The sequence below is a fragment of the Pantoea sp. Lij88 genome, assembly GCF_030062155.1.
In the GTDB taxonomy this organism is placed as follows: domain Bacteria; phylum Pseudomonadota; class Gammaproteobacteria; order Enterobacterales; family Enterobacteriaceae; genus Pantoea.
The window spans coordinates 652326-666431 of sequence record NZ_CP118269.1 but is presented as its reverse complement, the minus strand read 5'-3'; the positions used below and the strand labels follow the sequence as shown (position 1 = coordinate 666431).

12 protein-coding genes are annotated in these 14106 nt (G+C 57.3%); 5 read left to right on the top strand and 7 right to left on the bottom strand.

What is annotated here, in order from left to right:
- The first annotated feature begins 103 nt into the window (after nt 1-103).
- Both metC and PU624_RS07065 read left to right on the top strand, forming a co-directional pair.
- Complete coding sequence (gene metC / locus PU624_RS07070; protein ID WP_283547078.1) at nt 104-1294, top strand: cystathionine beta-lyase; 1191 nt, start codon at nt 104-106, stop codon at nt 1292-1294.
- Between the two features lie 174 nt (nt 1295-1468).
- The gene (locus tag PU624_RS07065; protein WP_283547077.1) at nt 1469-2131 is read left to right on the top strand and encodes a DedA family protein; all 663 of its coding nucleotides are present in this window, start codon (nt 1469-1471) and stop codon (nt 2129-2131) included.
- Nucleotides 2132-2152: 21 nt separating this feature from the next.
- Here PU624_RS07065 and PU624_RS07060 read toward each other — a convergent pair whose 3' ends face one another.
- Nucleotides 2153-3061 carry an AraC family transcriptional regulator gene (locus PU624_RS07060; protein WP_283547076.1) on the bottom strand — a complete coding sequence of 303 codons (909 nt, stop codon included), beginning with the start codon at nt 3059-3061 and terminating at the stop codon, nt 2153-2155.
- A 204-nt stretch (nt 3062-3265) separates the two neighbouring features.
- On the opposite strand from PU624_RS07060, the gene dkgA reads away from it, so the two are divergent.
- Nucleotides 3266-4090, top strand: a complete 825-nt coding sequence (gene dkgA / locus PU624_RS07055) for a 2,5-didehydrogluconate reductase DkgA (RefSeq protein WP_283547075.1) — start codon at nt 3266-3268, stop codon at nt 4088-4090.
- A 70-nt stretch (nt 4091-4160) separates the two neighbouring features.
- Here dkgA and ftsP read toward each other — a convergent pair whose 3' ends face one another.
- The 4 genes from ftsP to PU624_RS07035 form a co-directional block, all read right to left on the bottom strand.
- Nucleotides 4161-5591 carry a cell division protein FtsP gene (ftsP, locus tag PU624_RS07050; RefSeq protein ID WP_283547074.1) on the bottom strand — a complete coding sequence of 477 codons (1431 nt, stop codon included), beginning with the start codon at nt 5589-5591 and terminating at the stop codon, nt 4161-4163.
- A gap of 142 nt (nt 5592-5733) precedes the next feature.
- Nucleotides 5734-6471 carry a 1-acylglycerol-3-phosphate O-acyltransferase gene (locus PU624_RS07045; RefSeq protein ID WP_283547073.1) on the bottom strand — a complete coding sequence of 246 codons (738 nt, stop codon included), beginning with the start codon at nt 6469-6471 and terminating at the stop codon, nt 5734-5736.
- 45 nt (nt 6472-6516) lie between these two features.
- Nucleotides 6517-8790 (bottom strand): DNA topoisomerase IV subunit A, encoded by a 2274-nt coding sequence (gene parC, locus PU624_RS07040; RefSeq protein WP_283547072.1) that lies wholly within the window; start codon nt 8788-8790, stop codon nt 6517-6519.
- A gap of 192 nt (nt 8791-8982) precedes the next feature.
- Nucleotides 8983-9747 carry a transporter substrate-binding domain-containing protein gene (locus PU624_RS07035; RefSeq protein WP_283547071.1) on the bottom strand — a complete coding sequence of 255 codons (765 nt, stop codon included), beginning with the start codon at nt 9745-9747 and terminating at the stop codon, nt 8983-8985.
- A gap of 168 nt (nt 9748-9915) precedes the next feature.
- Between PU624_RS07035 and PU624_RS07030 the strand changes: the two genes are divergently transcribed.
- Together PU624_RS07030 and PU624_RS07025 are read left to right on the top strand one after the other, a co-directional pair.
- A complete protein-coding gene (locus PU624_RS07030; RefSeq protein ID WP_283547070.1) occupies nt 9916-10497 on the top strand; it encodes an NAD(P)H-dependent oxidoreductase in 582 nt (193 codons plus the stop codon).
- Nucleotides 10498-10545: 48 nt separating this feature from the next.
- Nucleotides 10546-10854, top strand: coding sequence for a putative quinol monooxygenase (locus PU624_RS07025; protein WP_031590861.1), 309 nt, complete (start codon nt 10546-10548; stop codon nt 10852-10854).
- Between the two features lie 338 nt (nt 10855-11192).
- Here the strand turns inward: PU624_RS07025 and PU624_RS07020 are convergent, their stop codons facing one another.
- Together PU624_RS07020 and parE are read right to left on the bottom strand one after the other, a co-directional pair.
- Entirely contained in the window at nt 11193-12092 is a 900-nt protein-coding gene (locus PU624_RS07020) for a LysR substrate-binding domain-containing protein (protein ID WP_283547069.1), read from the bottom strand.
- A 93-nt stretch (nt 12093-12185) separates the two neighbouring features.
- Entirely contained in the window at nt 12186-14081 is a 1896-nt protein-coding gene (gene parE / locus PU624_RS07015; RefSeq protein ID WP_090966032.1) for a DNA topoisomerase IV subunit B, read from the bottom strand.
- Nucleotides 14082-14106: the final 25 nt, after the last annotated feature.

Below are 14106 nucleotides of genomic sequence, written 5' to 3'. Positions count from 1 at the left end.
GTTTTTTTCCTGCGACGCACTCTGATAATCACCATTGAGTCTCAACCCTGCTGGCTGTTTCGTGGTAACGTGAGGGCTTAGTCTGAAGCGGTAAAGGCGACTCATGACCACCAGAAAAATTGATACCACGCTCGTCAGTGCAGGACGCAGCAAGCGTTATACCCAGGGCTCGGTGAACAGCGTGATTCAACGGGCCTCCTCGCTGGTTTTTGATACGGTCGCGGAGAAAAAACGCGCCACCGCCGGTCGGGCAAAAGGCGAACTCTTTTATGGCCGTCGTGGCACCCTGACGCACTTCGCGTTGCAGGATGCCATGACCGAGCTGGAAGGCGGCGCAGGCTGCGTGCTTTACCCCTGCGGCGCGGCGGCCGTGGCGAACGCGATTCTGGCGTTTGTCGAAGCGGGCGACCACGTGCTGATGAGCGGCGCGGTCTATGAACCGACGCAGGACTTCTGCACGAAGATCCTGGCGAAGTTGCAGGTGACAACGGGCTGGTTCGATCACTGCATCGGCAGTGAAATCGGCGAGCTGGTCCAGCCCCATACCCGCGTTGTCTTCCTCGAATCGCCCGCCTCTATCACCATGGAAGTTCAGGATATTCCGGCGATTGTGGCGGCGGTTCGTGCTAAAGCGCCTGAAGCGATCATCATGATCGATAACACCTGGGCGGCCGGTATCTTATTTAACGCACTGGCGCACGGCATCGATATTTCGATTCAGGCTGGCACCAAATATCTGATTGGTCACAGCGATGCGATGATTGGCACCGCGGTCGCCAATGCGCGCTGCATCGATCAGCTGCGCGAGAACTCTTATCTGATGGGCCAGATGGTCGATGCCGACTCCGCCTACATGGCGAGCCGGGGTCTGCGCACGCTGGGCACCCGTCTGCGTCAGCATGAAGAGAGCGCGATTCAGGTGGCTGAGTGGCTGGCGGCGCGTCCCGAAGTGGCGCGGGTGAATCACCCGGCGCTGGCGCAAAGCAAAGGTCATGAATTCTGGCAGCGCGATTTTAAGGGCAGCAGCGGCCTGTTCTCGTTCATCCTGCAGGAAAAATTAGACGCGCCTCAGCTGGCGGAATATCTCGATCACTTCCATCATTTCAGCATGGCTTACTCCTGGGGCGGCTATGAATCGCTGATCCTGGCGAATCAGCCGGAAGAGCTGGCAGAGATTCGTCCGGCAGGCGGCGTGGATTTCACCGGCACGCTGGTGCGGCTGCATATTGGCCTGGAGCACGTTGATGACCTGCTGGCTGACCTGGAGGCCGGTTTTGCGCGCCTGACGCGTTAACTCAGCTAAACAGAAAGTAAACAGAAGATAAACGGGTTGCGGCGGCTCGCAGAGTTTGCCGGGCAATGGCTGATTTATTGTTAAAATTTATCCCGCATCGTTCAGCTTGTCAGTGAGATCACTGCGCTGTCTGAACGCAGACGGATTGTTCCTTGTGACGTGATGGAATCGCTAATGGGTGTTTTACACGAGATTGTCCAGGCGCTCTGGCATCAGGATTTTGCCGCGCTGGCAAATCCGGATGTGGTGTGGGTGGTGTACGGCGTGATGTTCCTGACGCTGTTTCTGGAAAATGGTCTGCTGCCCGCCTCTTTCCTGCCGGGCGACAGCCTGCTGCTGCTGGCAGGCGCGATGGTGGCAAAAGGGGTGATGGATTTTGTACCAACGATGGTGATCCTGACGACGGCCGCCAGCCTCGGCTGCTGGCTGAGCTATCTGCAGGGCCGCTGGCTGGGCAATACCCGGCTGGTGAAGAGCTGGCTGATGCATCTGCCCGCGCAGTATCACCAGCGCGCCTGGAACATGTTTAACCGTCACGGACTGATGGCGCTGCTGGTCGGCCGTTTCCTCGCCTTTATCCGCACTATCCTGCCGACTATGGCAGGCATTGCGGGTTTACAGAATGGTCGCTTCCAGCTGTTTAACTGGCTCAGCGGCGTGCTGTGGGTCGGGATTGTCGTGACCTTTGGCTATGGCATCAGCCAGGTGCCGTTCATCAAGCGCCATGAAGATCAGGTGATGGCGGTTCTGATGATCCTGCCGATGGTGTTGCTGGTGCTCGGCCTGTTCGGCAGTATCCTGGTCATCTGGAAACAGCGTCGCCAGAAACGCGCCTGACGCCTCCGGATCCGCCGCCACTCAGGCGGACGGATCCGCTACCGTCTGCCGCACACGATTGACCTCTTCCCCCGGCGTCACGCCAAAATAGCGTTTAAACTCCCGCGAAAACTGTGAGGGGCTTTCATAGCCCACCCGCACCGCCGCCGCACTCGCTTTGAGTCCATCGTGCAGCATCAGCAATCGCGCCTGATGCAGGCGATAGCGCTTGAGATACTGCAACGGCGAAGTCTGCGTCACCGCTTTGAAGTTGTGGTGAAAGGCTGAGACGCTCATGTTCACTTCCGCCGCCAGCGCATCGACGCTGAGGTTTTCCGCATAGTGATTCTCAATCCGTCGCAGGGCGCGCGCGATCAGGCTGAACTGCGTCTGTCGGCTCACCAGTGAGAGCAGCGCGCCGCCAATCGGGCCGGTCAGCACGTAGTAGATAATCTCCCGCACAATATGCGGTCCCAGCACCCGCGCATCGCGTGGCTGGGTCATCACATCCAGCAGTCGCTCAGCGGCACACAGCATCGGTTCCGTTAGCCACGCCGAGTGGATACCCGAGGTCTGCGGCTGCGGCTGGAATTGATCGTCATCACCGATTTCAATCAGCAAATCCTGCAGGCTGGCGGTATCAACGTTAAGGCACAGTCCGGCAATCGGAACCTCCGGCGAGGCCCAGGTTTCACACTCTGCCGGCAGCGGCACGGTCAGCATCAGGTACTTGCTGGCGTCATACTGAAACACGGTGCTGCCGAGATAGCCGGTTTTGCTGCCCTGAAACAGGATCACAATGCCGGGCTGATACATCATCGGCGTACGGGGGCGATACTGGTTCGCGTAAATCAGCGACACATTTTCGACTGGACAGAGACGGTCGTGACTGTGGGTCATTAACCTGACGACCTGCTGTGCCAGCCGGTGACACAGTGCATCGTGCGCCATAGCGACTCCTTTTCCGCGCAAAAAGCCAGTGTGCCGCGCGACTGCCTGAATCGCCAGCAGCCTGGAGAATCAGGCAAGAAATTTACCGAATCGGGCATGCCAGCAGAACCGCTGTTGCTGCCTGAAGTGAGCAGGCTGAAAATTGTTGGCTAGACTTAAGCTCAGTGAAATCTCACGGATTAACCGCAACGGAAAGGAGCAACTATGGCAGACCAACCCATTATCAAACTGCGCGATGGCAATATGATGCCGCAACTCGGCCTCGGTGTATGGCAGGCCAGCATTGAAGATGCGCGTCATGCAGTGCTGAAAGCGCTTGAGGTCGGCTATCGCTCAATCGATACCGCCGCCGCCTATAAGAACGAAGAAGCGATTGGTCAGGCACTGCAGGAAACCGACGTCCCGCGTGAAGAGATTTTCGTGACCACCAAACTGTGGAACGACGATCAGCAGAACGTTCAGCAGGCGATGGAAACCAGCCTGGAGAAACTGAAGCTGGATCAGGTGGATCTCTATCTGATGCACTGGCCGTGCCCGGAGAAAGACAACTATGTCGATGCCTGGAAGAAGATGATCGAACTGCAGCAGCAGGGTCTGACCAAAAGCATCGGTGTCTGTAACTTCCATGAAGCGCACCTGAAGCGCCTGCTGGATGAAACCGGTGTGACGCCAGTCGTGAACCAGATTGAGCTGCACCCGATGCTGCAGCAGCGCACGCTGCATGCCTGGAACGCACTGCATCAGATTCAGACCGAATCCTGGAGTCCGCTGGCTCAGGGCGGTAAAGGGGTCTTCGATCAGGAAATCATCAAGTCGCTGGCGAAGAAATATGGCAAGACACCGGCACAGATCGTGATCCGCTGGCATCTGGATAGTGGCCTGGTGGTGATTCCGAAGTCGGTGACGCCAGCGCGTATCGAAGAGAACTTTAAGGTGTTCGACTTCCGTCTGGATAAGCATGAAGTGAGTGATATTGCGAAACTGGACAGCGGCAATCGTCTGGGACCGGACCCGGAAACCTTCAACTAAAACACTCAGCCCTGCAGCCGGGCTGAGCGATTAACGCGGTCAGACGGGTTTTCCCTGTCTGACCGCGCTGCTATGCGGTGGGCTGAACCACCAGCTGACCCGCCGTGCCGCGATCGGCCAGTTCCAGCGTCTGACTGTAATAGACGAACGGGAAGTGATCGGACGAACTTTGCGGGAAGGTGACCATCAGTTCCACGCTGCCATCGACCCATACCGTATCTTTCCAGCCACGATCTTCGCCCATAGGCTGAGCGCCATTCACACTTTTAATCAGGAACATCACACCCTGAATATGCAGGGACTGTGGCCGGTCTGCGTGCAGGATCCAGCGCTCAAAGGTGCCCTGCTGCGCGGTCGTGTCGATGCGGTTCATATCCCAGAGCGCGCCGTTAATGCCCGGCATGCTGTCACCGATACGGAATTCGCGGGTGCGAACCGCGACACCATCCAGAATCTGATCGGCCAGCAGCCGCATCGGCAGATTATCCGTCACCAGCGGCAGTAAGCCGGTGGGTCGCAGCGTCAGGATCAACGTTGAGGTCAGAATTGAGGATGGCTCAAAGAAACCGCGCAGCCGGTCCATAATGCCCGCCGCCGTGCCTGCGGTAATCGACACTTCATCGCCCTGCGACATATCTATCAGCACTTCGCGGCGTTCGCCCGGTGCCAGTGACAGACGCTGCACCGCGACCGGCGCAGGCAGATAGCCCTGATCGCTGGCGATGACCATAAACGGACGGTTATCGCTGAGCACCATCTCATAGCGGCGCGCATTCGAGGCATTCAGCAGACGCAAACGCACCCAGCCGCGTGAGACCTCCACAAACGGATTGCGCACGCCATTCACCAGCAGCGTATCGCCCAGGAAGCCGCCATCCTGCGGCGGGTCATAGACCGGCGTGGCAAAGTTATCGAGACGCTTGTCCTGAATGATAATCGGGAAGTCATCGACGCCGTAATGCTTCGGCAATGGCAGCTGACGGCCGATATCATCTTCCACCAGCCACATGCCCGCCAGACCGTTGTAGATGTGCGGCGCCATGCGGTTTGGGGTGTTGGCGTGATACCAGCAGGTTGCCGCCGCCTGGCGAATCGGCAGCACCGGCGACCAGTCGACACCGGCCGACATCATACGCGGCGCGCCACCCATCAGTGCGCCCGGCAACTGCAGGCCGCTGATGGTCATTGAGACCGGCTCATTCAGCCGGTTGCTGTAGATCAGCTTAACGTCGTCACCGCTGTAAACCCGAACGGTCGGCCCAAGGTAGAGGCCATTGATGCCCCACACCGGCACTTTGTTATTGTCGCCATTAAAAGACCAGTGGCTGCGCTGCATCGTCAGAAACAGCGGCTGGCCGCGACGGGATTCCAGCAACGGCGGAATCGGAAGTGGCGTATCGCCATTAGCTGAAGAAGCGGCGTGCGCCGCATGAGGTAATACACTGGCGCTAAGCGCCGCTCCGGCAGAAAGCTGGATGAACTGACGTCTGCTGAAAGACATAAAACTTCTGACCCTTTACGCGTGGCGCTAAGCGCCGACCCTGTTTTTATTGCTCTGATTTTGCTGTGCTGCGTTCACGGCGAGCCGGAAAAGGCCCGCCGTGCGGCATCCATGCAGGATAGTTCGGCGAATGGTCCGCCGGTCAGATTTTTCCGTTTTTTTCGCGTTCTGCCACTTCGGCGTTCAGCTCTTCCAGCTTTGCCGCCATCTGTTCGCGACAGTGAGTGGCCAGCTTACGCACCGACGAGGACTCAAACGCTTTTACATCCACCGGTGGCAGCATTTCAACAATGACCAGGCCGTTGTTCCAGCGGTTGAGATTGATCTTGCCATGCGTGTTCGAGACCACAATCGGAATGATCGGCACACCCGCCGCCACGGCGGCGTGGAAAGCCCCGGTTTTAAACGGCAGCAGGCCACGGCCACGGCTGCGCGTTCCTTCCGGGAACATCCAGATCGAGATGCGCTTACTGTTGAACTGATCCACCAGCTCACCGATAGTGCCGCGCGCTTTAGCACGGTCATCGCGGTCAATCAGCAGGTTACCGGTCAGCCAGTAGAGCAGGCCAAAAAAGGGCACCCACAACAGGCTTTTCTTGCCCACGGTGACCGTATAGGGCTGAACCATTTTGGCTGCAGTGACCATGTCGTAGTTGTTCTGGTGATTGGCAATGTAAATCGCATTACCATAATTTTCCGCGCCTTCCGGTCTGCGCAGCTCTACTTTAAGGCCAAACACTGTCGACAATTTGCCGAAAAGACGACCAAACGTCGCAACGTGGCGCGGATCGCGTGGTGAAAAAAGACACCAGATACAGCCAAAGATACAGACTAAGATCGAATAAATGACGACGATAATGGCACGCAGAATCAGTAACATAGTTCCCTCATTGAGCCACGGCTGACGCAGGGTCAGCCGGGTAGTTTACGCTTCGCTATCCGGGCTCGCCGGACGCGCAGGCGCATCCAGTTCAACACGATCAATTTTTTGCAGGCCGCGCGGTAACAGCGTGCCGCGACGTCCGCGATCGGCGCGGAATTTCTGTAGCTCTTCGCTGCGCAGCAGCATTTTACGCTTGCCCACGTGCAGCGTGATAGCACTGCCCGGCGGCAGGATCATCAGCCAGGCCAGTTTATCCTGACCGGCAGCCGCTTCCGCTGACGGAATCGAGATGATTTTGTTGCCCTTGCCTTTCGACATCTGCGGCAGCTCGCCGACCGGGAACATCAGCATCCGTCCCGCCTGAGTGATCGCCAGCAGCATGTCATCTTCATGATGCACTGCCATCGGCGTCATTACGCGGGCATTTTCCGGCAGCGTCAGCAGCGCTTTACCGGCGCGGTTACGTGATACCAGATCGCTGAAGGTACAGATAAAGCCGTAGCCTGCATCAGAAGCCATCAGCAGACGCTGGTCATCCGGCTCCATCAGCACCTGTTCCACCACCGCACCCGGCGGTGGCGTCAGTTTACCGGTCAGCGGTTCGCCCTGGCCGCGCGCGGAAGGCAGCGACGTCGGATCCAGCGTGTAGCTGCGGCCGGTGGAGTCGATAAAGGCCACCGGCTGATTGCTCTTGCCGCGTGCTGCAGCCAGATAGCTGTCACCCGCTTTGTAGCTGAGTCCGGCCGGATCGATATCGTGACCTTTGGCGCTGCGCACCCAGCCCATCTGCGACAGCACAATGGTGACCGGTTCAGACGGCACCAGTTCGGTTTCGCTCAGGGCTTTGGCTTCTTCACGCTCACGCAGTGGCGAACGACGATCGTCGCCGTAACTGGCGCTGTCAGCCTGTAACTCTTTTTTCAGCAGCGTATTCATCTTGCGTTCAGAGGCCAGCGTGGCCTGCAGCTGATCGCGCTCTTTTTCCAGATCCGCCTGCTCGCCACGAATCTTCATCTCTTCCAGTTTTGCCAGGTGGCGCAACTTCAGTTCGAGGATCGATTCGGCCTGGGTTTCGCTGATGCCAAAACGGGACATCAGGACCGGCTTCGGCTCATCCTCAGTACGGATGATCTCGATGACTTCATCGATGTTCAGGAACGCAACCAGCAAACCTTCCAGGATATGCAGGCGACGCAGCACACGATCCAGTCGGTAGTTAAGACGACGTTTGACCGTATCGCGGCGGAACACCAGCCATTCGGTCAGGATCTCATGCAGGTTTTTCACCGCCGGACGGTTATCCAGCCCGATCATGTTGAGGTTAACGCGGTAGCTCTTCTCAAGATCGGTGGTGGCGAACAGATGGTTCATCACCTGATCGAGATCGACGCGGTTAGAGCGCGGCACGATCACCAGACGGGTCGGGTTCTCGTGATCCGATTCATCACGCAGATCTTCCACCATCGGCAGCTTTTTATTGCGCATCTGGTTAGCAATCTGCTCCAGCACGCGCGCGCCCGATACCTGATGCGGCAGCGCGGTGATGACCGCCTCGCCCTCTTCCTTCTTCCAGACTGCACGCTGACGGATAGAGCCGCGACCGGTCTGATAGATTTTGCGGATTTCGTCACGCGGCGTAATGATCTCCGCCTCGGTAGGATAATCAGGCCCCTGGACAATATCCAGCAGCTGTTCCAGCGTGGTTTTCGGCGAGTCGATCAGCGCGATGGCGGCCTGAGCGACTTCGCGCAGGTTGTGTGGCGGAATGTCGGTCGCCATGCCCACGGCAATCCCGGTGGTGCCGTTCAGCAGAATGTTGGGCAGGCGCGCCGGTAGCATCTTCGGCTCCTGCAGCGTGCCGTCAAAGTTCGGCTGATAATCGACCGTACCCTGACCCAGCTCACCCAGCAGCAGCTCGGCATATTTAGACAAACGGGATTCGGTGTAACGCATTGCCGCGAACGACTTGGGATCATCCGGCGCCCCCCAGTTACCCTGGCCATCGACCAGCGGATAACGGTAGGAGAATGGCTGCGCCATCAGCACCATCGCTTCATAACAGGCGCTGTCGCCGTGCGGATGGTATTTACCCAGCACGTCACCCACGGTACGCGCCGATTTTTTGAATTTTGCGCTGGCGCTCAGTCCCAGTTCAGACATGGCGTAGACGATACGTCGCTGAACCGGCTTTAATCCGTCGCCAATGTAAGGCAGGGCGCGGTCCATGATGACGTACATCGAGTAGTTTAAGTACGCATTCTCGGTGAATGTGTGCAGGGCAAGACGCTCTGCACCATCCTGAGTCAGTTCACTCATTAATTTCTCATCCTCACATCGTGGCCCACAACGGCGGGACACCCGGCGGTGGTTTGGCGAGGATAGTACCTTATTCCCTGGTGTTAGTCACAGGGGAAGCGCGGGACATGAGGCGTCCCGCCACGCGATTTCCGGTGCCGGATGGATGCCGGATTCAGACCGGCAAGTGCCTGACCTGTCTGCGGAAGTGAATCAGGGCTTTGCGCCCATCCACTGGCGGGCAATGTCACCATATTCGCCGGTGGCCGTGCTGAGATGCACCCACTGATCGACATAGAGCTTCCAGCTGATGTCATCACGCGGAATCATGTAAGCCTTTTCGCCATACTGCAGCGGTTTGTCCGGATTGATCGCACAGAGCGTCGGGTAATGCTGCTGCTGAAAACGTGCTTCAGAGGCATCGGTAATCATCACATCCGCCTTGTTATCCACCAGCTGCTGGAAGATGGTGACGTTATCGTGAAACAGCGTCAGTGAGGCTTTCGGCAGATGGCTGTGAACAAAGGCTTCGTTGGTGCCGCCTGCCGGTTCAATCAGCCGCACCTCAGGCCGGTTGAGCTGTTCGATGGTCTGGAAGCGTGCTTTATCGCTGCAGCGCACCAGCGGAATTTTGCCATCCACATCCAGCGGCCGGGCGAACCAGGCGGTCTGCTGACGTTTCAGCGTGACGGAGACGCCGCCCACGGCGATATCACACTGTTTTGCCAGAAAGTCAGGCATCAGGGTTTTCCAGGTGGTCGGCACCCACTCCACTTTCGCACCCAGCGACGTCGCCAGCGCGTTCGCCATGCTGATATCCAGCCCTTCATACTGACCATCGGGGCGCAGATAGCTGTAAGGCTTGTAATCCCCGGTGGTGCAGACCTTAAGCGTTTTAGAACTGAGAACGGTGTCGAGATGAGATTGAGCCTGGACAGCACCGCTGGCCAGCAGCAAAGAGAGGACAATTTTTTTCATTTTGCGTTTTTTCTTTGATGGTTTTGATGATGAGTTTGCCCGTCGATGGTGCCATAAACCGGTGTATTGTTGCTGCCACAGCAAAAGTCTTGTGATCAACCTCCCATTTTTCTGCGGCCCCGGCACGCGTAAGCTGGCCCCATATTCAGGAAACGAGGCAACTAATTCATGAGCAGAATTTTAATTATCGATGGCGGCAAAACCTTTGCCCACTCTAAAGGCGAATTGAACCACACACTGACCGACGTTGCGGCCAGCCAGCTGCGTGACATGGGGCATGAGGTATCAGTGACCGTGGCTGACAGCAACTATGTGGTTGCCGATGAAGTGCAGAAATATGTCGACAGCGATGTGGTGATTTATCAGATGCCCGGCTGGTGGATGGGCGAGCCCTGGACCGTGAAGCGTTATATCGATGAAGTCTTTACCGAAGGTCACGGCTCGCTCTACGCCAGCGATGGCCGTACCCGTTCTGATGCCGCGAAGAAGTACGGTTCCGGCGGTCTGTTGCAGGGCAAAAAATATATGCTGTCACTGACCTGGAATGCCCCGTTGCAGGCCTTTACCGACCCGGAGCAGTTCTTTGAAGGCGTTGGCGTTGACGGTCTCTATCTGCACTTCCACAAAGCCAACCAGTTCCTTGGAATGGAAGCGCTGCCGACCTTTATCTGCAACGACGTGATTAAAGCGCCGGACGTGCCACGCGATATCGCCGCTTATCGGACCCATCTTAGCCGCGTTTTTGCGTAAGATGGTAAGGGGCTATCCCCTATTTTCCCACGAAAGAGGAATTCGCGAATGTTAACAGTCGTTGCTGAAATTTGTGTTAAACCCGGTCGCCGTCAGGCCGTGCTGGATGCGGTGAAGAAGCTGATCCCGCTGGTCTTAGAAGAAGATGGCTGCCATCAGTATGACGCGTTGCTGGACCATCAGGCGCAGGTGCCGTGGAAGCAGAACTCGCCGGACTCCATTTTCATGCTGGAACAGTGGGAAACGCTGCGCCATCTGGAGCAGCATCAGCAGATGCCGCACATGGATGCGCATCGCGCCATCATTAAAGATGATGTGGTGGATGTGAAGATTCTGGTGCTGGAACCCAGCGCCTGATTATTGCTGGTGATAAAATCTCAGCAGGATGCCTTTGGCAGCAATAAATTAGCTCAACGCGCAGGGAGCATGGTCAGAAGAGGAAAGCGTCGCGCGCCAGGGACAAAAACGCCGGGAGCGTTTTTGAACAACGCAAAGCGTTGGCCCGGCGACGGGCGCACCTCATGGATGAGGTGCGTAATCGCGCGGGTAGAGCGACCAGGGACTGGCTTGAGCGTCTTTCCGATCTGACCGTGTTCCTTGTGCAGGCTCGCTCTAAAAGCAAATCTGTCCAGACTTTGTCACCCTTCTCAAACCTCTGTCCTGCGACAGAGGTTTTTTGTTTGTGACAGACCGGTTCAGAGCAACTGCCGCCGATCAATCTCATTGCGAAGAAAATCCAGGAAGCAGCCGATGCGCGAAGAGAGCGTGGTGTTACGGTAATAGACCGCATGCACCGGCAGTCGCAACTCGCGGGTATCAGCGGGGAGGACAGGCACCAGCCGGCCAGCGGCAAAATCTGCTCGGCTGAAAAAGTCGGAGATACGTGCAATCCCCTGTCCCGCCAGCGCCAGCTGCCGGATGGTTTCGCCGCTGGAGGCAGAGATTGTCGGCTTAATCCGCATGAAAGCACCATCAGGCTGCAGGAGTGGCCAGACATTGAGGGTTTCAGGATAGCTGAAGCCGATTTTCTGATGCTGCGCGAGATCGGCAACGCTCTGCGGCGTGCCTGCTTTCGCCAGATAAGCCGGGCTGGCCACCAGCCGGATCGCACTGCTGCCGAGCAGCCGGGCATGTAACGTCGAGTCGCGCAGTTCGCCGATGCGAATGGCAATGTCGGTCTGCTGCTCCAGCAGATCGATCATGATGTCGTCGGTATTCAGTTCAAGCTGGATCAGGGGATAGCGGGCACGGAAATCGTCCACCAGCGGCACAATCACATGCAGCATAAAAGGCGTGGCAGCGTTCACCCGCAGCCGTCCTGACGGCATCTCGCGCCGCATGGCAATCTGCTCTTCGGCCTGCTCTACCGAGGCCAGGATCTGGCGCGCATGCTCCAGAAAGACCTGTCCCTCTTCGGTCAGCGCCAGCCGTCGGGTGGTGCGATGCAACAGGGTGGTCTGCAGCTTACTCTCCAGCCGCGACAATGCCCGGCTGATGCCCGAACTGGTCTGCGCCAGCTGGGATGCCGCCGCCGTAATAGAACCGCTGTCCACCACCGCCACCCAGGCGCGTAGCTCTTCCAGGGTAATTTTCACAATGGTTACTGTCTCTGCTCTGAATCTGCCGGGTTCTCTGAGAATGTGCTGGCTGAAGCACAAAGAGAACAGGACGCTTTCGCGTCCTGTTTTTTACACTTCGATATCGGCCTTGTCGCCTTTTTCCTGCAACCAGTTACGCCGGTCTTCGGAACGTTTCTTCGCCAGCAGCATATCCATCATGCGCAGCGTCTGATCGATATCTTCTTCGCTGATGGTCAGCTGTACCAGGCGGCGGGTATTCGGATCCAGCGTGGTTTCACGCAGCTGCAGCGGGTTCATCTCACCCAGCCCTTTAAAGCGCTGAACGTTAGGTTTGCCCTTTTTGCGTTTCAGCTGCTCCAGCACGCCCTCTTTCTCATCTTCATCCAGCGCATAGTAGACCTCTTTACCAAGATCGATACGGTAAAGCGGCGGCATGGCAACGTAGACGTGTCCGTTTCTGACCAGAGAGCGGAAATGTTTCACAAACAGCGCACAGAGCAGCGTGGCGATGTGCAGACCATCCGAGTCCGCATCCGCCAGAATACAGATCTTGCCGTAGCGCAGCTGCGACAGATCTTCGCTGTCGGGATCAATACCGATCGCGACGGAGATATCATGCACTTCCTGCGACGCCAGCACCTCATCGGAAGAGACTTCCCAGGTGTTCAGGATCTTACCCTTAAGCGGCATGATCGCCTGATATTCACGATCGCGCGCCTGCTTAGCCGATCCGCCTGCCGAGTCCCCTTCGACCAGGAACAGTTCTGTTTTATTCAGATCCTGCGCGGTGCAGTCCGCCAGTTTGCCCGGCAGCGCCGGACCGCTGGTGAGCTTTTTACGCACCACTTTTTTGGCCGCCCGCATACGCCGCTGTGCGCTGGAGATCGCCAGTTCAGCCAGCTGTTCTGCCGTCTGAATGTTCTGATTCAGCCACAGGCTAAAGGCATCTTTTACGACGCCAGAGACAAAGGCTGCGCACTGACGTGAAGAGAGGCGCTCTTTAGTCTGCCCGGCGAACTGGGGATCCTGCATCTTGACCGACAGCACATAGGCACAGCGATCCCAGATATCTTCCGCAGAGAGTTTTACGCCACGCGGCAGGATATTGCGGTATTCGCAGAACTCGCGCATCGCATCCAGCAGCCCCTGACGCAGACCGTTGACGTGAGTCCCGCCCTGCATGGTCGGGATCAGGTTAACGTAGCTTTCTGTTAACAGCTCACCGCCTTCCGGCAGCCACAACAGCGCCCAGTCCACCGCTTCCACGTCACCGGCAAAGCTGCCGACAAACGGTTTTTCCGGCAGCGTCGGCAAGCCATTTACCGCTTCGCACAGATAGTCCGTCAGGCCATCTTCATAGCACCAGGTCTGTTCGGTATTGTTCAGCTTGTCTTTAAAGACAATCTCAACGCCAGGACAGAGGACCGCTTTGGCTTTCAGGAGATGGGATAAGCGTGACACTGAGAAACGCGGGCTGTCGAAGAAGCTTTCATCCGGCCAGAAATGGACGCGCGTACCGGTGTTGCGTTTCGCTACCGTGCCGGTGACGGTCAGGTCCTGAACTTTATCGCCATTTTCAAACGCCATGTCATAGATTTCACCATTACGACGTACCGTGACTTCGACGCGTTTTGACAGGGCGTTAACCACAGAAATACCGACGCCGTGCAGACCGCCCGAGAACTGATAGTTTTTATTGGAGAACTTGCCGCCCGCGTGCAGACGACACAGGATCAGCTCGACGGCCGGCACGCCCTCTTCCGGGTGGATATCCACCGGCATGCCGCGGCCATCATCAATCACTTCCAGCGACTGGTCAGCGTGCAGAATCACTTCAACCCGCTTCGCGTGGCCGCCCAGCGCCTCATCGACGCTGTTATCAATCACTTCCTGACCCAAATGGTTGGGCCGCGTCGTATCGGTGTACATGCCCGGACGACGGCGAACAGGCTCAAGGCCAGTCAGGACCTCAATGGCATCCGCGTTATAGTTTGATTGACTCATCGTAAATGTCTGATTAGAAGGGTGA

What these genes read in the sequence shown, in the direction of transcription:
- metC (WP_283547078.1), top strand. Translation starts at nt 104, where the DNA reads ATGACCACCAGAAAAATTGATACCACGCTCGTCAGTGCAGGACGCAGC.
- PU624_RS07065 (WP_283547077.1), top strand. Translation starts at nt 1,469, where the DNA reads ATGGGTGTTTTACACGAGATTGTCCAGGCGCTCTGGCATCAGGATTTT.
- PU624_RS07060 (WP_283547076.1), bottom strand. Translation starts at nt 3,061, where the DNA reads ATGGCGCACGATGCACTGTGTCACCGGCTGGCACAGCAGGTCGTCAGG.
- dkgA (WP_283547075.1), top strand. Translation starts at nt 3,266, where the DNA reads ATGGCAGACCAACCCATTATCAAACTGCGCGATGGCAATATGATGCCG.
- ftsP (WP_283547074.1), bottom strand. Translation starts at nt 5,591, where the DNA reads ATGTCTTTCAGCAGACGTCAGTTCATCCAGCTTTCTGCCGGAGCGGCG.
- PU624_RS07045 (WP_283547073.1), bottom strand. Translation starts at nt 6,471, where the DNA reads ATGTTACTGATTCTGCGTGCCATTATCGTCGTCATTTATTCGATCTTA.
- parC (WP_283547072.1), bottom strand. Translation starts at nt 8,790, where the DNA reads ATGAGTGAACTGACTCAGGATGGTGCAGAGCGTCTTGCCCTGCACACA.
- PU624_RS07035 (WP_283547071.1), bottom strand. Translation starts at nt 9,747, where the DNA reads ATGAAAAAAATTGTCCTCTCTTTGCTGCTGGCCAGCGGTGCTGTCCAG.
- PU624_RS07030 (WP_283547070.1), top strand. Translation starts at nt 9,916, where the DNA reads ATGAGCAGAATTTTAATTATCGATGGCGGCAAAACCTTTGCCCACTCT.
- PU624_RS07025 (WP_031590861.1), top strand. Translation starts at nt 10,546, where the DNA reads ATGTTAACAGTCGTTGCTGAAATTTGTGTTAAACCCGGTCGCCGTCAG.
- parE (WP_090966032.1), bottom strand. Translation starts at nt 14,081, where the DNA reads ATGAGTCAATCAAACTATAACGCGGATGCCATTGAGGTCCTGACTGGC.